The 22,250-nt window shown below is 34.5% G+C and carries 21 protein-coding genes; 1 reads left to right on the top strand and 20 read right to left on the bottom strand.

Going from position 1 to position 22,250, the window contains the following annotated elements; genetic code table 11:
• Positions 1–15: 15 nt before the first annotated feature.
• Together AC3WTL_RS13930 and AC3WTL_RS13925 are read right to left on the bottom strand one after the other, a co-directional pair.
• Positions 16–1,323: an MFS transporter gene (locus tag AC3WTL_RS13930; RefSeq protein WP_492369586.1), complete on the bottom strand. Its 1,308-nt coding sequence runs from the start codon at positions 1,321–1,323 to the stop codon at positions 16–18.
• A 46-nt stretch (positions 1,324–1,369) separates the two neighbouring features.
• The gene (locus tag AC3WTL_RS13925) at positions 1,370–2,944 is read right to left on the bottom strand and encodes an AMP-binding protein (protein ID WP_492369585.1); all 1,575 of its coding nucleotides are present in this window, start codon (positions 2,942–2,944) and stop codon (positions 1,370–1,372) included.
• A 201-nt stretch (positions 2,945–3,145) separates the two neighbouring features.
• Between AC3WTL_RS13925 and AC3WTL_RS13920 the strand changes: the two genes are divergently transcribed.
• The gene (locus AC3WTL_RS13920; RefSeq protein WP_492369584.1) at positions 3,146–3,748 is read left to right on the top strand and encodes a TetR/AcrR family transcriptional regulator; all 603 of its coding nucleotides are present in this window, start codon (positions 3,146–3,148) and stop codon (positions 3,746–3,748) included.
• A 109-nt stretch (positions 3,749–3,857) separates the two neighbouring features.
• Here the strand turns inward: AC3WTL_RS13920 and AC3WTL_RS13915 are convergent, their stop codons facing one another.
• The 18 genes from AC3WTL_RS13915 to AC3WTL_RS13830 form a co-directional block, all read right to left on the bottom strand.
• Positions 3,858–4,865: a YifB family Mg chelatase-like AAA ATPase gene (locus tag AC3WTL_RS13915; protein WP_492369583.1), complete on the bottom strand. Its 1,008-nt coding sequence runs from the start codon at positions 4,863–4,865 to the stop codon at positions 3,858–3,860.
• Positions 4,866–4,870: 5 nt separating this feature from the next.
• Complete coding sequence (locus AC3WTL_RS13910; RefSeq protein WP_492369582.1) at positions 4,871–5,386, bottom strand: magnesium chelatase domain-containing protein; 516 nt, start codon at positions 5,384–5,386, stop codon at positions 4,871–4,873.
• A gap of 233 nt (positions 5,387–5,619) precedes the next feature.
• Positions 5,620–5,934 (bottom strand): transposase, encoded by a 315-nt coding sequence (locus AC3WTL_RS13905; RefSeq protein WP_492369581.1) that lies wholly within the window; start codon positions 5,932–5,934, stop codon positions 5,620–5,622.
• A gap of 164 nt (positions 5,935–6,098) precedes the next feature.
• Entirely contained in the window at positions 6,099–7,160 is a 1,062-nt protein-coding gene (gene rfbB, locus AC3WTL_RS13900) for a dTDP-glucose 4,6-dehydratase (RefSeq protein WP_492369580.1), read from the bottom strand.
• Entirely contained in the window at positions 7,157–8,053 is an 897-nt protein-coding gene (gene rfbA, locus AC3WTL_RS13895) for a glucose-1-phosphate thymidylyltransferase RfbA (RefSeq protein ID WP_492369579.1), read from the bottom strand. Before rfbA ends, rfbB begins: the two co-directional genes overlap by 4 nt.
• Positions 8,054–8,317: 264 nt before the next feature.
• The gene (locus tag AC3WTL_RS13890; protein ID WP_492369578.1) at positions 8,318–9,616 is read right to left on the bottom strand and encodes an oligosaccharide flippase family protein; all 1,299 of its coding nucleotides are present in this window, start codon (positions 9,614–9,616) and stop codon (positions 8,318–8,320) included.
• A gap of 53 nt (positions 9,617–9,669) precedes the next feature.
• Positions 9,670–10,797 (bottom strand): dTDP-4-amino-4,6-dideoxygalactose transaminase, encoded by a 1,128-nt coding sequence (gene rffA / locus AC3WTL_RS13885; protein WP_492369577.1) that lies wholly within the window; start codon positions 10,795–10,797, stop codon positions 9,670–9,672.
• Complete coding sequence (locus AC3WTL_RS13880) at positions 10,794–11,480, bottom strand: GNAT family N-acetyltransferase (protein ID WP_492369576.1); 687 nt, start codon at positions 11,478–11,480, stop codon at positions 10,794–10,796. The genes rffA and AC3WTL_RS13880 overlap by 4 nt, the downstream gene beginning before the upstream one ends.
• Positions 11,481–11,516: 36 nt before the next feature.
• Positions 11,517–12,560, bottom strand: a complete 1,044-nt coding sequence (locus AC3WTL_RS13875; RefSeq protein WP_492369575.1) for a TDP-N-acetylfucosamine:lipid II N-acetylfucosaminyltransferase family protein — start codon at positions 12,558–12,560, stop codon at positions 11,517–11,519.
• 208 nt (positions 12,561–12,768) lie between these two features.
• On the bottom strand, positions 12,769–14,064 hold the full coding sequence (locus tag AC3WTL_RS13870) for an O-antigen ligase family protein (protein ID WP_492369574.1): 1,296 nt from the start codon (positions 14,062–14,064) through the stop codon (positions 12,769–12,771).
• 86 nt (positions 14,065–14,150) lie between these two features.
• Complete coding sequence (locus tag AC3WTL_RS13865; RefSeq protein WP_492369573.1) at positions 14,151–15,281, bottom strand: glycosyltransferase family 4 protein; 1,131 nt, start codon at positions 15,279–15,281, stop codon at positions 14,151–14,153.
• A gap of 30 nt (positions 15,282–15,311) precedes the next feature.
• Positions 15,312–16,625, bottom strand: a complete 1,314-nt coding sequence (locus tag AC3WTL_RS13860) for a nucleotide sugar dehydrogenase (protein WP_492369572.1) — start codon at positions 16,623–16,625, stop codon at positions 15,312–15,314.
• Positions 16,626–16,632: 7 nt separating this feature from the next.
• On the bottom strand, positions 16,633–17,892 hold the full coding sequence (locus AC3WTL_RS13855; RefSeq protein WP_492369571.1) for a glycosyltransferase family 4 protein: 1,260 nt from the start codon (positions 17,890–17,892) through the stop codon (positions 16,633–16,635).
• The gene (locus AC3WTL_RS13850; protein ID WP_492369570.1) at positions 17,885–18,880 is read right to left on the bottom strand and encodes an ATP-grasp domain-containing protein; all 996 of its coding nucleotides are present in this window, start codon (positions 18,878–18,880) and stop codon (positions 17,885–17,887) included. The genes AC3WTL_RS13855 and AC3WTL_RS13850 overlap by 8 nt, the downstream gene beginning before the upstream one ends.
• The gene (locus AC3WTL_RS13845) at positions 18,873–19,817 is read right to left on the bottom strand and encodes a 1-aminocyclopropane-1-carboxylate deaminase/D-cysteine desulfhydrase (RefSeq protein WP_492369569.1); all 945 of its coding nucleotides are present in this window, start codon (positions 19,815–19,817) and stop codon (positions 18,873–18,875) included. The genes AC3WTL_RS13850 and AC3WTL_RS13845 overlap by 8 nt, the downstream gene beginning before the upstream one ends.
• On the bottom strand, positions 19,814–20,323 hold the full coding sequence (locus AC3WTL_RS13840) for a GNAT family N-acetyltransferase (RefSeq protein ID WP_492369568.1): 510 nt from the start codon (positions 20,321–20,323) through the stop codon (positions 19,814–19,816). The genes AC3WTL_RS13845 and AC3WTL_RS13840 overlap by 4 nt, the downstream gene beginning before the upstream one ends.
• 18 nt (positions 20,324–20,341) lie before the next feature.
• A complete protein-coding gene (locus AC3WTL_RS13835; RefSeq protein WP_492369567.1) occupies positions 20,342–20,974 on the bottom strand; it encodes a sugar transferase in 633 nt (210 codons plus the stop codon).
• Positions 20,974–22,089 carry a DegT/DnrJ/EryC1/StrS family aminotransferase gene (locus AC3WTL_RS13830; protein WP_492369566.1) on the bottom strand — a complete coding sequence of 372 codons (1,116 nt, stop codon included), beginning with the start codon at positions 22,087–22,089 and terminating at the stop codon, positions 20,974–20,976. The genes AC3WTL_RS13835 and AC3WTL_RS13830 overlap by 1 nt, the downstream gene beginning before the upstream one ends.
• Between the last annotated feature and the right edge of the window lie 161 nt (positions 22,090–22,250).

The raw sequence follows: 22,250 nt of genomic DNA, 5'->3' as shown, positions 1-22,250 counted from the left end.
CGAGACTATTACTCTCTAAATTGAGATAGATTTATCCGCCCGCGCGTTTTCATCAATATCCTGGTAACTGGAGACCTTTCTTGTATCATTTGTAAATAAAATCAAAATAAGAGAAATCGTCACACCTGCCATCATGAATCCTCCAAAAACCCATGGGGATGGGCCATACGTTTCTGCCATAGTTGTCCAAACCATTGGCCCGAAGCCGACAATGGCAGCTGCAATCTGATAGCCGACCGACAACCCAGTGTAACGGACTTTGGCAGGGAATAGTTCTGAGAATAATGTTCCTTGAGTGGAAAAAATAGCGGCCCAGATGACACCCAACATGGCGGCCTGGAAGAAGTAAAGCCATGCCGGACTTTCACCGACCATGGTGAAATAAGGGATCGCTAATAAAAACATAAGAATTAACCCAGCTGTGTAGATTGTTTTCCTACCAATGAAATCAGATAGGTAACCCACCACAGGAATGGTAATAATCATCGTCGCACAGCCAATGGTCAAAGCAGTTAGAGCTGTATCCCTGGAATACCCTAAATACATAGTCGAGAATACAAGAACGAAGGACATGAGAAATACATTAAAGAATCCATCGCCAAGCTTTAGGCCAATGACCTGAAGGACTGTTTTCCAATTGGAACGGAACGTCTCAAAGAATGGGACTTTGGCAAGATCGCCGCTTTCCTTTTGCTGCTGAAAGGCTGGTGTTTCATCGATTCCATTTCGGATCCATAATGCCAGGGCAATTAGCACAATACTCATAAGAAACGGTATTCTCCAGCCCCATGCCAGAAACTGAGCATCAGTCGTTAAGGAGCTGATTAAGGTTAAACTGAAGGATCCAGCCACGAGCCCTAATGGAACACCTAATTGAGGAATGGACCCGTAGAGTCCGCGTACTCCTTTTGGAGCATATTCAGTGGCCAGCAACACAGCTCCTCCCCATTCACCGCCAAGGGCAATGCCCTGGATTAGACGGAGCAGAACCAATAGAATTGGTGCGACAATCCCAATTTGTGCATATGTAGGCAGAAGTCCGATAAGAAAAGAGCTTCCTCCCATCCCAATCAGAGTAAGCATTAAGGCGGCCTTCCGTCCAATTTTGTCACCCATGTGGCCAAAAATGATACTTCCGATTGGCCTTGCTGCATAACCAGCTCCAAATGTCGCAAACGCAATCAGCAGTGAAATGGCAGGATCATGATTAGGAAAAAATAGAGATGAAAACACTAGACCTGTTGCCGTCCCGTATAGATAAAAGTCATACCATTCAATGATTGAACCAACAAGACTTGCCATCAATATGCGGCTTTTTTTCATAGAACCTACTCCTTTTTAAAGTATCTATTATGATCCTAAAATTTTTTTATGGTGTATGATTCAATTGCTGTAAATGCTGTTTTCTGATGATATGCTTTTGTATTTTACCTACAGAGGTACGTGGAAAGTCTTCAACAAAATGAATGGAATCTGGAACTTTGAATTTCGCAAGCCGATCACGGCAGTAGGAAAGTAATTCGTCACTCGTTACTTCAAAGCCAGCCTTTGTAATGATATACGCAATAATGGCCTCATCGCGGATGTCGTCCGGCACCCCGATAACAGCAGATTCATAGACAGCCGGATGATCAGCCAGAACACTTTCCACCTCATTGGCTGCTACATTTTCCCCAGCGCGCTTGATCATATCCTTAATGCGATCGACAAAATAAAAATACCCGTCTTCTCCCAGCCTTGCATTGTCTCCTGTATAAAGCCAGCCATCTCTTAATGCTTCCGCCGTTGCTATAGGATTTTTAAAGTAATCTTTCATTAAAGTCCGGCCGGGTACTCCTTTAACTGTAATTTGGCCAACCTGCCCTTCAGGAACTTCATTCCCATCCTCATCCGTTATTTTTACTTCATAGCCAAGAGTCGGCTTGCCAATACTCCTATTTTTCCGGACACCATCAATGGGGTTCATTAATGGAACACCGATCGTTTCTGTCATTCCATACATTTGTAGCAGCGGAACATTATATTGGTTCTCGAATCTTTCCACCTGATCCTCTGCCACACTTTGGGCATACCAGATGACCCTCATCGAATTCTTGCCATCAGCAGGATCGTATGTCTGCGCCAGGATCATCCTAATCGGTGCTGCAAATAGGGATCCTACTGTTGCACCGAGATTGATTGCCTGTTTGAAGTAGCGGGATGCACTGAACTTTTCTGTAATGGCCATACTCGCCCCAACGGTTAAAGCTGACATTGCAGAGTAATACTGAGCATTTCCATGGAACAGCGGCAGAACGATTAAATGTCTGTCCTCAGGAGTTAGACGGATGGACTTAGACATAACTTCCCCTGCAAACAGATAGTTCGCATGGGTCACCTGAACGCCCTTTGGCTTGGAGGTTGTGCCGGAAGTATAAAGCATAGCGGCTACATCCCCTGCATTTAAAGGAACATTAGGGACTAAAGCTTCTGCACCTTCCATCAAATACTCTAAACTATGCTTCCTGTATCCCTCTCCTTCAGATCTGGCAAGGAGAATTTCCTGAAGGTTAGGGAGCCTGTCACGGATTTTAGTGAATTTCTCCAGGTACTCTTCTTCCGTAATCAATAATACGGATTCAGAATGATTGATCACATATTCCATTTCATCCGATGTGGATAAGATATTGGTTGGAACCATGATTGCACCAATATTCGCAAGCGCAAACCACGAGGTCATAAATTCAAGGGTGTTAGGCAGGTGCAGGGTAACACGCTTTCCTTTTGTTACCCCAAGCTTGAGAAAGGACTGACTTAACCGATTTACTCCATCTGCAAACTGGCGATAGGTTAATTCATGCACTTGTTGTTTAAGATCTTCGAAGAGGATAAACGTCTTATCTGGGTACATTTCGACTTTTTCGCTTAACAATTCACGCAAGGTCTTATGACCGACAATGTCCAAACCGTATGCCTCCTTTGGTTTCATAATTAAAGCGTTTACATTTTTCTCAGCCAAGTTTAAAATGAATTTCAAAGACTATGGTTTTTGACTGTAGTCTTTGAAATTCATTTTAGTTTAATTGTGATAGGTGAGTCAATTAATTTTTAGAAAATTAATTTAATTCAGATATAATTAACTAAGTAATATAAAAGGAGAATCCAGATGCCAGGATTAACGCAAAGACAATTAAAAGCCCAGGAAACAAAGAAAAAAATCCTTGATACCGCCTTGGCATTATTCGGTGAGAAGGGGTTTGACCATGTCACTGTGGATGAAATAGCTGCAAAAAGCGGAACATCTAAAGGTGCTTTCTATGTCCATTTCAATTCTAAATATGATATTTTCCTTGAAAAGTTCAAAGAAATCGATGAGTTTTATGCTGACTTTATGGTAACACTGCCAATTGAAATGAAATCATATGAGAAAATTTCGCTGCTGGTTAAATCGCAAATGGTTTACTTGAGAGATAGCTTAGGGAAAGACCTGCTCAGAACCGTTTATGTCAGTGCTTTAATCCCTAATAAGTCTGATTACTTCTCGAATATGGAAAGACAGCTCTATAAGATTGTTTACAAATTAGTGGAGGAAGGACAGGTTGCTGGGGAGATAAAAGCAGAACGGTCTCCCAGTGAATTAACCATGTTAATCACGCGCTGTATGCGGGGAACTTTATATGATTGGCAATTATTTGAGCAGTTTCAACTTGTTTCAGAGGGGGAGAAATTTATTCAAGCAATTTTAGAAGGGATTCAGGAGGAGGTTTAATAGAAAAATAAGCTTAGAGGATATGTATTAAATACACAGAGGAAGCGAAGAAAATAGACCTTGCTTCCTCTAACAGTATGTCTTAATCATGCTATGAAACTGGATTCTGTTAACGGCTATTAGCTTTTATCCCAGTACCAGCTTTCCTCTCCGCCAACCTGTTCAGCTTCACTGCCTCCCATATACTTCGATCTGTAATGCGCATACTTCCTTCCAAATCGGATATAGTACGAGCGAGACGAATTACTTTAATTTGGGTGCGGTTGCTCCAGTTTCTCTTATTGGAGAACTGTTGCAGTGTACGATATTGATCTGGTGTTAAAGGACTTGTTTTCAGTAGGGTGTCATAGGAGACTCCGCTATTGCAGATTTCTCTTCCATATCGCTTGTACTGCCTTTTCCTTGCTTCCTCAACTCTCTTTCTTATAGTTGAAGATGATTCTTCACTTCCGGTTTGTACAGATTTTAAATGGACAGGCAGCAATGATAAATTAATATCAAATCGGTCTCTTAATGGACCTGACAGCTTATTTTGATAGGCAATAATTTGTTTGGATGTACAGGTGCAGTAGTGGGAATTCGAGCCGGCATAACCGCACGGACAAGGATTCATGGCACCTATCAGAATAAAAGAGGCTGGATATGTTACGGTTGCCTGTGTACGGCTAATGCTTACTTTGCCACTCTCTAAGGGCTGACGGAGCATATCAAGTGTTTTCTTTGTGAACTCCGCTATTTCATCGAGAAACATCACACCTCGATGAGCAAGAGAAACTTCTCCCGGTCTTGGGTATTGGCCTCCTCCAACAATCGAGACCCCTGAAGCTGAATGGTGAGGATTTCGGAAGGGCGGCATTTCTGTATGTTCCCATAAACTTCCGCTTAGCTGATACAAACTGGTCATTTCTAACTGAGCTTCTTTAGACAAAGGAGGCATAATAGATGGAAACGTTTCTGCTAATAGACTTTTGCCGCAGCCGGGAGGACCGGTCATAAAAACATGGTGTTCACCCGCAACTGCTACCTCTAAAGCATATTTTGCATAAGAATGACCTACTATTTTCTTAAAATCAGCAGAATGTGATTGGTATTCTACTACTTTTGCTTTTCGAAACAATGGTATTATCCCTTGCCCATTAAGGTGGAGGATAACCCTTCCAAGGAAGATACATATACAATCTCCAAATCTTTAAATTCCAAAGCAGGTAGCCTTTCATCAAAAGGCATGTACAGCTTTTTAAAGCCCAGTTTTTTGGCTGCCAAAACAGCCGGGAGCATCCCTTCCACAGGCTGCACCCTGCCATCCAAGGAAAGCGAACCGATGAAGCCGGTATGTTCCGGAATGATAGGTTTGAGCTCTTTCAAACTGACCAATATACTTATGGCCATGGCAAGATCAAACAGCGGCCCATTTTTCTTAAGCTCTGCCGGTGATAAATGAATAATGAATTTTTGGCTGGAAAGAGAATATCCTTGTGAGTGAAGCGCAGCGGGTACCCGCTCTTTTGACTCCTTCACCGATGCATCCGGAAAACCCACTATAACAATGGAATCCACTCCAATCATAGCTTTCACTTCCACATGGACAAGATATCCTTCCATTCCTCTTAGACCAATACTAGCTACTCTGGCACACATTGCCGCCCCTCCCCAATCAATTAAACGTTTTTCTCTACAAACAGTTTATAGTGATTCTCAACCGGTTCTCTGAAATAAGATAAGGTTTTACTGTGGCTAACGTGAGGATTTAACTTAAGAAGATTAATATAAGAGGAATAACTGCTCCACCTGTAATCCTCCAGGTTCATGACCATTTTGGCCTCCAATGGATTTCGATGGACCGGCTGACTTCCAGAAAATAAGCATCAGTCTCAATGAGCCTTGCGCCATAACGGCCCTGAAAAACATGCCCATCTGTTCTCAACCGCTGATTTAAATAAACAGCATAGCGGGAGTGCATTTCTTTCATGAATATGGTAATGAAGAGTTTCCAGCTGAAGGTGTAAGTGGTTAGTCATGAGGCAATAGGAGTGTAAAACAAAAGGCATCATACTGCGGACATCTTCCAAAATAGACAAGTATGTTTGAAAATCAATATGATCATGAAAAATAGCTGCCCTGCGATTTCCTCTGGCAACAATATGATACATTGCACCAGGATACCAAACCCGAGGCTGTCTCGGCATAAATTAACCCCCTTTAAAACGAAAGGAACATATGTTCTATATCTAAATAATAAACCTAATCTAATTATTCGTCAATATCCTACACAAAAAGACTAGCTCAGCAATGCTAAGCTAGTCTTTAACACTTCACCGTATGTGGGGTCAGGCACCGTTTTTTCTAAACTTTACTGCTTCATTCCTTTTTTTTGATACATTTCTTTATAATATTTGTCATAGTCACCTGATATAACTTCCAGCATCCACTCCCTGTTATCCAAGTACCATTGAATTGTTTGCTTAATCCCCTCTTCAAACGTATAGGTTGGTGACCAGCCTAATTCACTCATTATCTTACGATTGTCAATTGAGTAGCGACGATCGTGACCGAGACGATCTTCAACGTGAGTAATTAAATCTTTGCTTTTATTTAAAATTTCAAGAATAAAATTAACGATTTCTATATTCTCTTTTTCATTATTACCACCAATGTTATATACTTCTCCAGCTATACCCTTTCGAAGAACAGTATCAATGCCACGACAATGGTCTTCAACGTGCAGCCAATCTCGAACTTGTTTACCGTCACCATAAATAGGGAGTAACTGTCCTGTTAAAGTATTGTTAATCATTAGAGGAATTAACTTTTCAGGGAATTGATACGGCCCATAATTGTTTGAACATCGTGTAATATTAATAGGTAATCCATAAGTTTCATGATAAGCACGAACAATCATATCAGCTGATGCTTTTGATGCTGAGTATGGACTATTAGGTGCGAGTGGCGTCTCTTCAGTAAAATAGCCTTCCTTCCCTAGGGTTCCGTAAACTTCATCTGTTGACACTTGAATAAACTTAACCCCTTCTTTAAATTTACGACTGTTTTTATCTTCAGGATCAACTTTCCAATGTGTTTTTGCGACATCCAACAGGGATTGTGTACCAAGGATATTTGTCTTTAAAAAAATCTCTGGATCAGCAATACTACGATCAACGTGTGATTCCGCTGCAAAATTGATTAAAATTTGTATGTTATGCTTTTTGAATAAGCAATCTAAAAGTTCACGATCTCTTATATCACCTTTAACGAAATAATAGTGTTTATTATCTTCAATATCAGCTAAATTATTTAAGTTTCCAGCATAAGTCAATAAATCTAAATTTATAATAGTATCATTATAATGCTTAAGCATATATTTAACGAAGTTAGAACCAATAAAACCCGCTCCACCTGTGACTAAAATATTCATGAGTTTATTTTCACCTCTTTTGTTGTTACAGAATCTGCAATCTCCTTTAAATACTGACCATATTCCGTTTTGTGTAAAGGTTTAGCTAGCTTATTTAACTGCATATGATTAATATACCCCTTACGGAAAGCAATTTCCTCTATACAAGCAATATATAGACCTTGACGTTTTTGAACTGCTTCAACAAAATTCGATGCTTCAAGGAGTGATTCATGTGTTCCTGTATCTAGCCATGCTAATCCACGACCAGCAAGCTCAACGTTTAGTATCCCTCTTTCTAGGTAATAATTAATGACAGAAGTGATTTCCTTCTCCCCTCTAGCAGATGGCTTTACTTCTTTGGCTACATTTATAACATTATTATCAAAGAAATATAATCCTGGAACAGCATAAGAAGATTTTGGCTTCTCAGGCTTTTCTTCTATCGAAATTGCCTTTGAACTTTCATCAACCTCGACTACACCGTAAGCCCGTGGATCTTTTACGAAACAACCAAAAATTGTTGCTCCTTCTTTCATCTTTGCAATATCTACTAGGCGGTTTCCAAAGTTTGAACCATAGAAAATATTATCTCCTAATACCAGTGCAACTGGAGAATCACCTATAAATTGCTCACCAATAATAAATGCCTCTGCAAGACCATTTGGATTATCCTGAATTGCATATTCAAAGGACATACCTAGTTCATCACCATATCCTAGCAGTTCCTTAAACACTTCAACGTCTCTAGGTGTGGAAATTATTAAGACCTCTTTTATCCCCGCTAACATTAGAACCGATAATGGGTAGTAAATCATAGGTTTATCATAAACGGGGAGGATTTGTTTAGATACAGCCTTTGTTAAAGGATAAAGTCGAGTTCCTGATCCTCCTGCAAGTATAATCCCTTTCATTATTATGTCCCCCTTACTAGGATAATCTTCTTCATTTATATCGAACTTATAAATTTATCATACGAAGTTTAAGATGGTTAATATTTTTAATATTTACCTAACAACCGACCTAATTAGTCAAAACCTTAACCACTGGAATTCAAAGATTTATTATGACGCATTTTTTTGAATTTTCTATTCAATAGATTTCTACCAAACTGTTTAATCATAATTAAATTTTAAATTACCAAAAATAAAGTAATTGATGGGTTGCTTTAATAAACCTTATTGATAATTTTTGTTAACTAATCCTTTTTCTGCGGTTAATACCTTTTGAATAACAATAAACAATATTAAATAGCTAACTGTACTTATTGTTGCATACAATATAATTGTTTGTATTGATGTGAAATTTAACATGTTCGCAATTACAAAGGCAAGTATGATTACCACTAATCGAAAAATATTCATCACCAAGCCAATATTTTGTTTTTCTACAACTTCTAGAATACGACCCACAGGTAAAATTACAAAATGAACATAAGAAACAAAAGCTAAAATACGAGCATAAATTCCTGCTTCGTACCAACTTTGTCCAAAAACAAAACTAAATAGCAAAGGTCCAAATAAAACAAATATAAATAATGGTACTAACCCAATTAAAGCTAGTTTACTAGATAGTTTTATGGACAAGGTTTTTATTTTATCAGGATTACTTTTGCCAATACTAGCTACCTCAGCATAGAAAACTTGTGAAACAGATGTTGCTAATAAACTGATAGGTAAACTCACTATTGAATTTGCTAAACCGTATAAACCAGCTGCAGAAGTTCCAAATAATGACGTTAGGATAATAATAGGTGCCTGACTACCTGCTGTATAAACATAGTTACTTGGGGCTGAGTACAATGGAAAGTTAATATATCGAACTGATAATGTTTTTATATCTGTCCAGTTAATTGCTTTTACAAACTCTCTTCTATTCTTTATTAAAGGTGAAGAAAGTCGATATATTCCTCCACTTTGTCCAATTATATGACCAAGAATCAAGCCTGATGGCCCTAAAGCTAATAACCCCAAACTAATTTTACTTATGTTTCCAGATATACTCTGAGTTACTTTTGTTCTTGTCACAGTTTTAAAATCTTTAGCTCGCAATGACCAATGTAAAATTATATTATAAATCCCTACAAACATAACACCTAGAGGAATTAAGTACATATAGTTAATTAAAGACTTACTATTTAATAAACTTATAATCTGTTCTCCCCAAAACATAAGTAAAAACGACAAAGCTGTGATAAAACTTAATAATATGAAAAACGCTCCTGCAATTAAATTATAAGCTGAATAGTCATCTTTAGCGATGGGAATGGCTTTTTGGTAGTCTAAAGATGCCCCAATACTTAAAAGCGTCAAAAGTGACACATAAACAGACAAGGTTCCATACTCTTGTGGTGAATAAATTCTTGTGATAACTGGAGACAGCAAAATCGTTAGTATCTGAGCAAATGCAGTGCCACTTACCACCATAACTATATTTCTAACGAATTTATTTTCTAAGAGTTTATTTATTCTCTTCATGCTTCTGCCCCTACTCTTGTAGCAAAAATCCTTGATTTTCTACTATTATGGTTTCAAAAAAATTTCTTAATAAACTCTATTACTTTAAAGATATACTCATTACTAATACCGTAATACATTGGTAACCTCAATAAACGTTCGCTTTCGGTGGTCGTATACTTATCCTCGCCTACAAACTCTCCGTACTTTAATCCAGCTTCAGCAGTGTGGAGAGGTATATAATGAAATGCTGTTTGAATTTCATTTTCTTTTAAATACTGAATAAGATTTGATCTCTCTTTAATATCATTACATTTAATGTAAAACATATGAGCATTATGTTTACAATTCTCTGGAATGATTGGTAGGTGGATATAACCTTTCTCCGCTAGCTCCTTAAGGCCATTATAATAAAGTTCCCAACTATTAAGACGATTACTATTAATTTCATCAGCACCTTCTAACTGTGCAAATAAATATGCTGCATTTAGTTCACTAGGCAGATATGAACTTCCAACATCTACCCATGTATATTTATCTACTTGTCCGCGTATGAACCTGCTTCTATTAGTTCCTTTTTCTCGAATAATCTCTGCTCTTTCCATGAACTTTTCGTTTTGAATAAGGAGTGCCCCACCTTCACCCATCGAGTAGTTTTTCGTTTCATGAAAACTAAAGCAACCAAGGTCACTTATGGTTCCTAAAGCTTTTCCTTTATAGGTTGCCATTACACCTTGGGCGGCATCCTCAATCACATACAAATTATGTCGCTTAGCGACCTCCATTATTGTATCCATTTCACAGGCTACACCTGCATAATGAACAGGAATAATTGCTTTTGTCTTGTCTGTAATAGCCTCTTCGATTAAGGTTTCATCAATATTCATTGTATCCGGACGAATATCAACAAAAATAATTTTTGCCCCACGGAGTACAAAAGCATTTACCGTGGATACAAAAGTGAATGATGGCGCAATTATTTCATCACCTGGTTGGATATTAATTAGGATAGCAGCCATTTCTAATGCATGCGTGCAAGAAGTAGTCAAAAGAGCTTTCGGTGTATGAAAATTCGATTCCATCCATTCGTGACAACGCTTAGTGAACAAGCCGTCGCCACTTAATTTTTTATTATTTAATATCGCTTCTTCAATATAATGAGTTTCTTTTCCTAGAAACGGTGGCATGTTAAAAGGTATCATTTCAATTCTCCCTTTATAAAATAGTACCAATGATCAATGCTAGCAACATAATAGCCATTTTTAATGTAAGCATTAATCGCACTTAAATTTGTCCCTTGTGTGGATACTTTGATACCATTAGCTGAATTATTTACTGCTATGTTATCCACATAATTTAATAAAATTTGTGAAATGCCAAGTCCCCTATAACGAGGAAACACTCCAAGCAAACCGATAACTACACATCTATTTCTCATTCTATATGTTACAAAACCAGCTAATTGACCACCAATGAAATAACCAATACATTCATCATCCATTTTGCCGAATGTGCTATTTACTAACCATGTATAGTAAAATTCATTTACTTTCTTTTGAGGAAATATGTTATATCTAGTATTTTCTCCATATAATTCAGAGAAACTGTCTTCAAAAGGTCTTAAATCTGAGGACGAAAGAGACCTGAAATTAGAATTGATAATATCAATTTTATGGAATTTTTCTTTTAAAAATGTAACTTTATTTTCGTAAAATTTAAATTTATTCAATTCTAATTCATGTATAAAGGATAAATCGCTAACACTAGGAAGGGCTTGGATTAATAAAGGGGAATCACCTAACAACTCAATGTCCAATGTTTCTATTTCATCAATATGAAACACGTTAACTCCCCAAAAATCTGAATCCCATTGTAACTTTTCCATTTAATAGATTCTCCTTATATATTTCTTGTAGTAACCTTAGGCACTAAAAATTTTTTCCCAATCTCTTATCAACTTATCCTTTGAAAACTGTTCCTTCAAAATTTTATAGTTCAATTCTTGATCTTTCTTTAACATTGGATCGAAAATATCATCGAAATTACCATTTGCATTAAAAACTTTCAATCCATGGTCTTTGCAGAAACCCCATGTTGTGATATCTTCCCGAATGTATACCTTTTTTCTCAAGCTAAGTAATGTTGTTATATTACCTATAGCTTGTTGTCTTCGATGATTAAAAATTGCTATATCTATTTTACTTAGTAATTCTAAATACTCTTTAAAAGGTAAGAAAGCAGTTAAAGGAATAAACTTGTCCCCAAATAATCTTTTCCCCTCTTTTATTACCTTGTCTTTATAATTTATATTTCCATATGAAAGTGGACATATAATTTTTATTTCTTCATCTTTGTAAGTATATAAGCTTTGTAAGACTTCGACAGTGTTATTAGATGGGTCTGCAGAATTACCTACCTGAATGTATATGCTATTATCTATACTGTTTACTTTAGAAACATCAAGTTCTTTAAAAAGATTACTAGGATAAATAAATGAATAATAATATTTCCCTTTTGTTCCATACCACGATTTTGCCAGCTCATAGTCCCCTTTAATATGTGTTATAAAACCTCCCATCCTTTTTATTACAAACCCTCTTACCCACTCATAAATATTAGATCTAAATTTATTTGATTTAAATTTGTAGTAATATAGGTCGGATCCCCAGATCACCCAGAAGCATTTTTTTAATAACCAAGGTTGTATAAAAAGTAATACAACCAAAATAGGAGACATTAATGCATGAAGAATAATTTTATCTGCAGTATACAGCCCAATTAATAAATTTAAAGATATTTTATTTTTTACAAAAGTGACGTTATCTCTTTGAATTTTATTAATCCTGTTATCTTTCCCCATAATAATAAAGTTGTTCTCAAAGCCTTCAAAGTTACTATTAATAAAATCGATAAAGGGCTCAGAAAATTTTTCGTTTGTATTTTTAAATATATGCATAATCGTCATTTTTCCTTTTCCTATCTAAAAAGATTTCAACTCAATTTCTTTGAAAATAACGTCTATGGTATTACGCTAACCAGCTACTTAAATAAAAGATCCTCAAAAACATTAAGAGTTAATAACAATTTTTGCACAAAGTAATATCTTATGAAAATAGTCATATTGCTTGTGTCCTGTTGCAAAAATCTATATCTATTCTTTAGATTTCTTACTATTAATGTGTATTTTTCATTTCCTGCCTGCGGTTTCTTTCATATACACCAATCGAAACTCCCATAACTATCCATGGTATTAATCCAATTCTTATTTCTCTGAAAAAGAAATATCCCAATGAAAAAACCTGATAACTCAATAATCCAACAAACGATGCTACCAACAAACAAACTACCTCAGGTCTATGTGTCTTACGTATATTTCTTATAAAGTACCATAATAAATAGATAACCAGGGAATACTGTAGTATAAAACCTAAAGCACCATACAAGACAAAAATATTCACAGGCTCTATTTCAATAAAAAATTCTATACCACTATAATTCTGAAACACTCTAGAAATGCCAAAAATATACTGTCTAAAATCGGTTAATAAGTTCAAAGCAAAGTTTATTTGATCTGTACGAGCTCCACCGTTAGTTTCAAATAAATCATTCCATCTATATATTTGCTGTAATATAATTGGATTATTATTAATATATAAAAAATATATTACTCCCAAGACCAAAAATAACGCTAAAAGAAATTTTAGTGTAGGCTTAAAGCCTTTTCTTTGCTGATATATTTTTACAAAGTAGAAAGCGAATAATGAGAATAATAAAGCTACTATCCCAGCTCTGGATTGACTTGCTAATATATTTACAATAGCAGTTCCCATTAGAAATAGAGTTAGCCACTTAAATTTTTTATAAAAACTATAAACTGAATATGCAAATATAAACATAAAAGTTGCAATTCCACCATTAGCTGTAGCCATTTGAGCGACTCCATGCACTCTTCTTAAGTGCAATTCCCGATTAAGTTGAGCAAACTGCTCAACTCCTTCTCTAAATTTATACAGACTTAAAAAAAGTGACTGCCCAGGCCAAGGAATCCATTGCAAGATTCCAATCAACATCGCTATATTGAATATAATTAGAAAATATTTTATTAATTTATCTATTTTTACTTTAGTATGGTAAATCCAAGTAATAAATGTGATTATACAAGCAAATCTCACAACATATTGCATAACATCACTTGGAAATATTATTTTATTAAAAGCTGTTAAAGTTCCAATAACTGTTGATAAAAAAATCTCTATTATTATAAGGAAGGAAAGTACTAAGATAGGTTTAATAATATTGGGAATGGTGATCATTCCCAATATTATTAATGCAGAGATAAAAAGCCCTATTGGAGCTAGTAAATATAGAATTGGCGTGTCAAACCCAAACAAATTTATAATAGGAAAAATACTCATTAATAGTATTGTAAAAATAAAGATTTCTTGGAGATTTATTTTTTTCACAAACATCAATGTCATCCTTTAAAGGAGTTATTTTCAACTTAAATATAACAAAATCTAAAAATGGATTAAATTTTAATATCTATTAATTTTAACTACTTCGTATATAGTTCTAGATACTTCTTTGAAATGCTATCCCAGGTAAATGTTTTGGATCTATAATAGCAATTATTTGATATCTCATTAAATGAAGCTAAAATTTTCTTAATGGATTCTACTATCATACAATGATTATTAGGATTTACAGAAAAGCCTACTTCTCCCTCATCAAAGAATCCATCTATGCCTTGACCTTTTGAATAAATTACAGGCATCCCTTTAGACATTGCTTCTATATAAACCAATCCAAAAGTTTCTTTAAATGAGGGCATTATAAAAATATCACTATTATCCATTATTGAGGAAATTTCTTCCTTATCATTTAAATACCCATGAAACATTACACTTTTCCCCATATTTAATTTTGCACATAACTGTCTACATTCAGTTTCAGCCGGACCATTTCCAATAACATTTAACTTGACTTGGATTCCCTGAATTTGAAGTTTGCTGCTGGCAGAAAGTACAGTTTGAAGGTTTTTGTTTTTATTAATTGCTCCCATAAATAATAATGTAACTTCCCTAGTATTCCCCTTTGCTTTTTTGGCATGTGCATTTTTATGCCAGTATTCCTCAACTCCATTGGGAATTACAAAACATTTACTCTCAATTCTCGAAACAATTCTATGAGGCAAAAGTGATAGAAGTTTTTGTTTATAAGAATATGAAATAAAAACAATTGCCTTAGCATTTAATAGTATCTTATACATAAGTCTTCTTAAATGAATACCATATTTATAAAAAGTATTTATATCTGTGTTCCTTACATTTACTAAATAATTAATTCCGTACTTTTTATACAGTTTATATGCTGTTCCTCCATCACTAAATACAGTGTGCGCATGAATAAAATCAATTTCCTTATTTATTAATATTGATTTCTCTATTTCTCTCGTTTGCTTATTAACTTTATTGTAAAAAAGAAATTTATCATATTTTTTTAATATATTTCTATAGTAATAATTTATTGTATTGTGCTCAGATTCCAACTGATTATTTCCTATATAACTCTTATTTTTTACAGGGATAAATACTTCCTGGTTTATCCCTTCAAATGAAAGTTGTTTTATTAAATTTTTATATAATTTATTACCTATATAATAGGAACAAATGTGTAATACTCTCATCTAAGCATCATCCTAAAATTAATCTACAATCTATAAACTCCAATAAACATATCCTCTTGGTTCACATTCTTTTCTAGACATCAATCCCTTAATGTCAACCAATACCTTATTTTCATCAACGTAAACAGTATCTAAAAAATCTAAATCGTAGTTTTCTTTAAACTCATTATGATTAACAGCAAATGTTACACAATTTAAATTCCTCAATTCTTCTTTCTCTACTAGATTTATTCTATAAGCCTCCCAGACATCTTCTTTATCTGCAACTGGGTCATGTACTAAAACATCTACTCCAAACTCTTCTAGCTCTTTAATAATATCAATTATTTTTGTGTTTCTAACATCTGAACAGTTTTCTTTAAATGTAATTCCTAAAATGGCAACTTTTGCTCCCTTAATAGGTTGCTCTGCTTTAATCAAACTTTTAATAATATTTTGCGCAACATATACTCCCATATCATCATTAATTTTTCTTCCCGATAAAATAATTTGAGAATGATACCCCAGTTGCTCTGCTTTGTACGTAAAATAATATGGATCAACACCTATACAATGTCCTCCAACTAGACCGGGAGTAAACTTTAGAAAATTCCACTTTGTCCCTGCAGCCTCTAGAACTGCCTTTGTATCAATTCCCATCCTATTGAAAACCATAGATAATTCATTCATAAAGGCAATATTAATATCTCTTTGTGAATTTTCTATTACCTTTGACGCTTCTGCAACTTTTATTGATTCCGCCTTATGAATCCCAGCTTCAATGATTGATTCATATACTTTTGATATTACTTCAAGAGCAACTTCATCAGAACCTGATACCACTTTCGTGATTTTAGTTAATGTATTAATTTTATCTCCTGGATTAATCCGCTCAGGAGAGTATCCAACTTTAAAATCTATGCCAAACTTTAAACCTGATTCTTCTTCAAGTATTGGAATGCATACTTCTTCAGTTGTCCCAGGATAAACTGTAGATTCATATACAACAATTGAACCCTTTGTAAGATTTCTCCCAACAGTTCTGCTTGCTCCAATTACCGGAGATAAATCAGGTGTTTTATCACTATTTATAGGAGTAGGTACTGCTACTACATGGAATTTACAATCCCTTAGTTTAACCTCTTCATTTGTAAATAACATACTAGTATTTTTAACAGCATCATCTCCTACCTCATCTGTTATATCAATACCTGATAAATACTTGTCTAATTTTCTTGTATTCACATCGAATCCTATTAGCTCGTATTTCTTAGCAAGTTCAATCGCTAATGGAAGACCAACATAACCTAGACCAATAACCGATATTTTGTCTTCTTTATTTATTAACTTTTTATATAAATTCATTAGAAAATTACTCTCCTTTTACATGCTTTATTATGTCAATTAATTTATTAGTCAGTCTTCCAAAATCAAATTCATAGGCGGCTAGACGAGCATTATTACCCATTAATTGTTGCTTCTCTTTATTAGTACTAGCTAAAATTACTGACTTTGCAATGTCATCTGCAGTTTGTTTTGTTGCACTTATCCCACAATTAAATTTTTCACAAATACTGAATCCCGTTGTGTAGGTTTGTACAATACATTTTCCTGCAGCTAAATATTCGAAAAACTTATTCTGACTTTGGCCGTATTTATCAAGTGAAGTACTCGAGTTATGAAGAATATTGATGTCAGCCTTTTTAAGAATAGAAGGTACAAACTTCTTTTCTACTCGACCCTTAAAAACAACATTACCAATCCCTTCTTCTTCACACCTTCTTTTCAGAATTTCACTTTCATCACCAGCACCATAGATTAAAAATCTTATATTATCTATTCCTTTAGTTTGAATAATTTTTGCAGCATCTAATAATAGCCCTAGATTATTAACTTTCCTAATAGAACCAGCGTATACTACATTCGTATAATATTTGTTGTTTAAATCGCTATCCTGAATTTGGTGTTTTTCGCTATTTTTATCAAATGTATCTATTACAACTCCATTACTAATGTGTTTAACTTTTGAAAGATCAATCTCATCTTCCCAACCTTGATCTCTTATATAATCTTTTCCACCTTCCCAACTCATTACAATTGAGTTGGCTTTTTTATAAATCCATTTTTCTCCCCTATATAATAGTTTCGCAAGAAGACTATTTCTTTTTAATACACCGTAGGCCACTAAGCTTTCAGGCCATAAGTCTCTTACCTCACATATACATGGCACCCCTAACTTCTTGGCAATTTTAATTCCTGCAACCAAAGTAAGTGGATGAACACTTGAAGCTATTATTACATCGGGTTTCCCATATAATCTTTCTATTTCCCTTGCTGTAGGAAAAAGATTTTTATAAAAAGATAACATGTTTTTTATTCGTTCTATTCCATTATTTTTATATAAAGTAGTTTTGACAAATATAAAAGGGATACCGTCTTCCTTTTTAATTACATAATTTCTCGAGGCAATATCTATAACCTCTTTACTATTATGGCGTGTATTAGCACAAAAAATAAAAGGATCATAATCTTTCTTAATTAGATTTTCAGCAAACCAGTAATGCCGTCCACCTTTGTTATAAAAACTATTAGTGGCATAGTGATTCATAATCCATACCCTTTTTTTAAGCATTTTTTGTTACTCCTGATCTACCTATAATTTTGATCTCATTATACTTCATCATATAAATACCTTCTTCATATGAACCTATCGCCTCTTGATTTACAACCCCACTTATATTATTTATAATCATTTCAGGAACATCTACTCCACACTCATATGCATGCGGATATCCACCACCAAAACGGGGGTTTACTTCAGAGATATAGTAATCACCATTTACTTCAAAAACATCAACATCAATAATTCCCATAAATCCAGCTTTTTTAACAAAACTATAAATTAAATTAAAAAGTTCTTCGTCTTTAATTGAGACTGCCTTATCTGTTTCTCCTGCCCTCATCTTAATCTTTTCTTTGGCAAAGATTGCTACTGGCTCTTCTGAAATAAGATCAATATAAACATCGACACCGTATTCAATTCCGTCCATATATTCTTGAATCATTAAATTGTCAAACCGACTAAATAACATTTCAACTTCTTCTTTTGCTGTGACCTTACTAATATTGATACTAGCACTACCTTTTACTGGTTTTACAAACACTGGATAGTTAATAATACCAGCCTCAACATCCTTATAAAATCTGTCTTTATCTATATAGCTTTTTACAGTTTTATATCCATTCTGCACTAAGAATTCAAACATCTTATACTTATCAAAGCACATTTCAACAACATTAAATTCAGGTACTATTGGTACAGTTCCAATGTCTAAAAAAGCTTGTTTATTTTCTGAAAGAAGACTAAGTTCCGGGTCTATCAATGATAAGACGGCTTTTACATTGTTTTCTTTGCAAATAGAAAGAATGACACTTAGATATTCCTCATTATCCATTTTCGGAACAATAAAGTGTTTATCTGCTTCATAAAGTGCAGGTGCTAAGTTACTACAATCTGCCGCAAATACATAACCTTTCCCAGTTAATTCTTTTTTGAAGTATTGCACAATTTTATTTCTTGTCCCACAACTTAAAATTAATATGTTAAAATCGCTATTCATTTACAAGTTCCTCCAGATCATCGAAAAACAAAGGTGTACCACCAGTATGGATAAATAAAACATTTTTATTACTTATTCGATACTTAATCAAATACTCTTTCATGCCCCAATAACCTTTTCCTGTATAAGTAGTATCCATAGGGATGCCGTCCTTTATAAAGACTTCCTTTATGGTTCTTAATATCTTTTCATTATATGAACCATACCCATCAAGAACATAATCGTCTACAAAAGCAATTAAATCGCTGGTTGCTGATTTTCTACCTAATTCATTAAAATAAGTATTTACACTATCAAGAATAACCTTACTACCATATGGGTTTCTTCTGGCATTACTTATTCCGATAATTTCTCTATTATCCTCATACAATAACTTCGCACATACAAGCCCTGCTTGTGTGGTTCCTGTACCAGATGTATGGAAGATAAAATCAAAATAAATACCACAAGATCTTTCATAAGCCAATATTTCTTCATAAGCCATCACGTAAGCATGTGTTCCGATGTCGCCATGTCCCCCACCCTGTATAAAATAGGGTTTGAAACCTTGTGATTTTAACTCATCTAATTTTCTTTCAATCGTATCGCTCACTTCAGAAACAAGACACCTTGTAACTATTGCACCAAACAAATCAATCATTTTACTATTATAGGTTGGTTGATTAGTTTCATTAGGTGAAATTATATAACATGGGAGGCCCTTTGAAGCTGCAATATTAGCTATTATTCTACAGTGATTTGAGCTACTACTACCATAAGTTACTACGCAATCAAAAGCTCCTTTTTCCATATCATTAAAGAATAACGCAGCCTTCCTTGCTTTATTCCCTCCAAATGAAAATGGCAAGAGATCATCACGCTTTATATAAAAAGTGTTGTTATTTAGATTTTCACTAATTCTTTGAATTGGTGTTGGTTGAAAGTCATTTAATGTCACCTAATATTCATCCTTAAAAGATCTATTCCATAGATATATCTGTCTATTTTTTTTTCTTCATGAATCAAATCATTCTTCAATAAACCTTCTTTTTCAAATCCAACTTTTTCAAAAAGTTTTTGAGCTGCAATATTATCAAATTCAGTATATAAGTAAATTTTATGAAGCCCAAAGTCCTTATAAGCTAGTTGGAATAATAACTCTGTTGCTTTAACTGCGACACCTTTACCTTTGTACTTTTCTTCACCGATACAAATGTATAATTCTGCTTTTCTATTTTTATTATCAAGATTTAATAGTCCAATTAAACCAATAGGTTTACCTTCGAAAGTGATAGTTAAATCAACCCTATCTTTTCTTTCTTCAAGTGTTTTGAACCACAATAATGTCTTGTCTTCTCTTAAAGGTAAATCATAGTGAAGGTATTTATTATTATTTACATCATTAATCCAACTAACCTTATAAGGGACATCTTTCTCTTGAAATTTACGAAGAGCAACATTCATAATTTTGTATCCTCTCTTTTATATACTGCTAGATTTTTTATAGTCTTGATTATTTGTATGAGTATAAATACTTTCGCTTTTGAACATTTTTAGTATTGTCTTATATAAAATCTTAATATCCAACCAAATACTAAAATTTTCAACATACTCTATATCAATTGGAATCCTATCGTCCCAACTAACTGAATTTCTTACTGTAACTTGGGTTAAGCCAGTCATACCTGGTTTCATATCAAATCTCATTTTTTGAAAGTCACTGTACTCATTATATTTATATGGATGATGTGGTACTGGTGGCCGAGGTCCTACCAAACTCATTTCACCAACTAAAACATTTAACAGTTGAGGTAGTTCATCTAGACTTGTTGCCCGAAGTAGCTTACCAATTTTCGTAATTCTGTTATCATTGTCAGTTTTCACAAACAGCCCAGTTCCGATCTTTTCTGCATTAACAACCATTGTTCTAAACTTTAATATCTTAAATATCCTTCCATGTTTTCCTAATCTCTCTTGCCTAAAGAAAACAGGTCCTTTTGAGGTTATTTTAATAGAAATTGCAATAAATAAAAGTATTGGGGAGATTACTATAATACCTACTAAACTGCCAAAAACATCAAATAATCTTTTCAAAAGTAAATTCAAACTCTTCATTATTTAATCCACAACCCTTTAATAGTATCTGCAATTCTCTCTAAATCCCACTCTGTCATCTTTGTATCAGACGGTAAACAGACTCCATTCTCAAACAAACTTTCTGACACATTAGTTCCAACATAATCATACTTCTCAAAATAGGGTTGCATATGCATAGGCTTCCAAACAGGTCGAGATTCAATATTCTCTTTTTCTAGGGCTTCCATAATATCAATTGGCCTAACTTTTCCATTTAAAGTTATACTGCTTAACCAATAATTCGGATTATCGAATTCATTTTCAGGCATAACTCCTATACCTTCGAGCCCGCCAAGCTCTTTTTTATAAAACTCATATATATATTTTTTCTTTTCAACTCTTTGTTCCAAAACCTTAAGCTGTCCTCTCCCAATTCCTGCAACAACATTACTCATGCGATAATTAAACCCTAGTTCACTATGTTGATAATGTCTTGATTGGTCTCTACTTTGTGTGGCCCAGAATCTTACTTTATCAACTTTTTCTTCATTGTTTGAAACTAGCATTCCGCCACCGGAAGTAGTTATAATCTTGTTACCGTTAAAAGAGAAGATTCCGTAATCACCAAAAGTTCCTGTGTGTTGCCCTTTGTAATATGTGCCTAAAGACTCAGCAGCATCCTCGATCAGAACTACGTTGTGCTTCTTACAAAGTCCTACTATTCTATCCATATCAGCAGATAGACCATAAAGGTGAACTACAATCACTGCTTTAACATCAGGGTATTTCTCAAAAGCTTCTTCTAATGCCTTCGGACACATATTCCATGTCTCATAATTACTATCTATAAAAACAGGTTCCGCATTTTGGTAAATAATCGGATTAGCAGTGGCAGAGAAAGTAAGTGACGGGCAAAAAACGATATCTCCCTCGCCTACTCCAGCTGCTCTTAATGCTAAATGGATTGCAGCAGTTCCAGACGAAAGTGCTGCAGCAGCCCTGCTTCCAACTTTAGCGGCTAGTTCTCTTTCAAACTCATCAACATTTTTACCAAGGGGAGCTATCCAATTTGTATCGAATGCTTCCTTTACATATTGCATTTCATAGCCTTCATCGCTCATGTGTGGCGAAGAAAGGAAAATTCTTTCTCCCATATCATAGACTTCCTTCCTACTGCTTAATAACTAATGATGATTTGTTCGTATCCAAGACCATTGAAGCACCAGATACCAATTCCTAATATAAGCCCTTTCTCATATCTTGTTTGATATATGAGCAAGAGCCTATTCTAACAAAATATATTTATCCTAAACAT

The organism is Cytobacillus sp. EB106-05-05-XG126 (assembly GCF_058791715.1).
This window is presented reverse-complemented; position numbering and strand designations above follow the sequence as displayed.

Coding starts and splice junctions, on each gene's coding strand:
- AC3WTL_RS13930 (WP_492369586.1), bottom strand. CDS start 1,323: ATGAAAAAAAGCCGCATATTGATGGCAAGTCTTGTTGGTTCAATCATT.
- AC3WTL_RS13920 (WP_492369584.1), top strand. CDS start 3,146: ATGCCAGGATTAACGCAAAGACAATTAAAAGCCCAGGAAACAAAGAAA.
- AC3WTL_RS13910 (WP_492369582.1), bottom strand. CDS start 5,386: ATGTGTGCCAGAGTAGCTAGTATTGGTCTAAGAGGAATGGAAGGATAT.
- AC3WTL_RS13905 (WP_492369581.1), bottom strand. CDS start 5,934: ATGCCGAGACAGCCTCGGGTTTGGTATCCTGGTGCAATGTATCATATT.
- rfbB (WP_492369580.1), bottom strand. CDS start 7,160: ATGAATATTTTAGTCACAGGTGGAGCGGGTTTTATTGGTTCTAACTTC.
- rfbA (WP_492369579.1), bottom strand. CDS start 8,053: ATGAAAGGGATTATACTTGCAGGAGGATCAGGAACTCGACTTTATCCT.
- AC3WTL_RS13890 (WP_492369578.1), bottom strand. CDS start 9,616: ATGAAGAGAATAAATAAACTCTTAGAAAATAAATTCGTTAGAAATATA.
- rffA (WP_492369577.1), bottom strand. CDS start 10,797: ATGATACCTTTTAACATGCCACCGTTTCTAGGAAAAGAAACTCATTAT.
- AC3WTL_RS13880 (WP_492369576.1), bottom strand. CDS start 11,480: ATGGAAAAGTTACAATGGGATTCAGATTTTTGGGGAGTTAACGTGTTT.
- AC3WTL_RS13875 (WP_492369575.1), bottom strand. CDS start 12,560: ATGACGATTATGCATATATTTAAAAATACAAACGAAAAATTTTCTGAG.
- AC3WTL_RS13870 (WP_492369574.1), bottom strand. CDS start 14,064: ATGTTTGTGAAAAAAATAAATCTCCAAGAAATCTTTATTTTTACAATA.
- AC3WTL_RS13865 (WP_492369573.1), bottom strand. CDS start 15,281: ATGAGAGTATTACACATTTGTTCCTATTATATAGGTAATAAATTATAT.
- AC3WTL_RS13860 (WP_492369572.1), bottom strand. CDS start 16,625: ATGAATTTATATAAAAAGTTAATAAATAAAGAAGACAAAATATCGGTT.
- AC3WTL_RS13855 (WP_492369571.1), bottom strand. CDS start 17,892: ATGCTTAAAAAAAGGGTATGGATTATGAATCACTATGCCACTAATAGT.
- AC3WTL_RS13850 (WP_492369570.1), bottom strand. CDS start 18,880: ATGAATAGCGATTTTAACATATTAATTTTAAGTTGTGGGACAAGAAAT.
- AC3WTL_RS13840 (WP_492369568.1), bottom strand. CDS start 20,323: ATGAATGTTGCTCTTCGTAAATTTCAAGAGAAAGATGTCCCTTATAAG.
- AC3WTL_RS13835 (WP_492369567.1), bottom strand. CDS start 20,974: ATGAAGAGTTTGAATTTACTTTTGAAAAGATTATTTGATGTTTTTGGC.
- AC3WTL_RS13830 (WP_492369566.1), bottom strand. CDS start 22,089: ATGGGAGAAAGAATTTTCCTTTCTTCGCCACACATGAGCGATGAAGGC.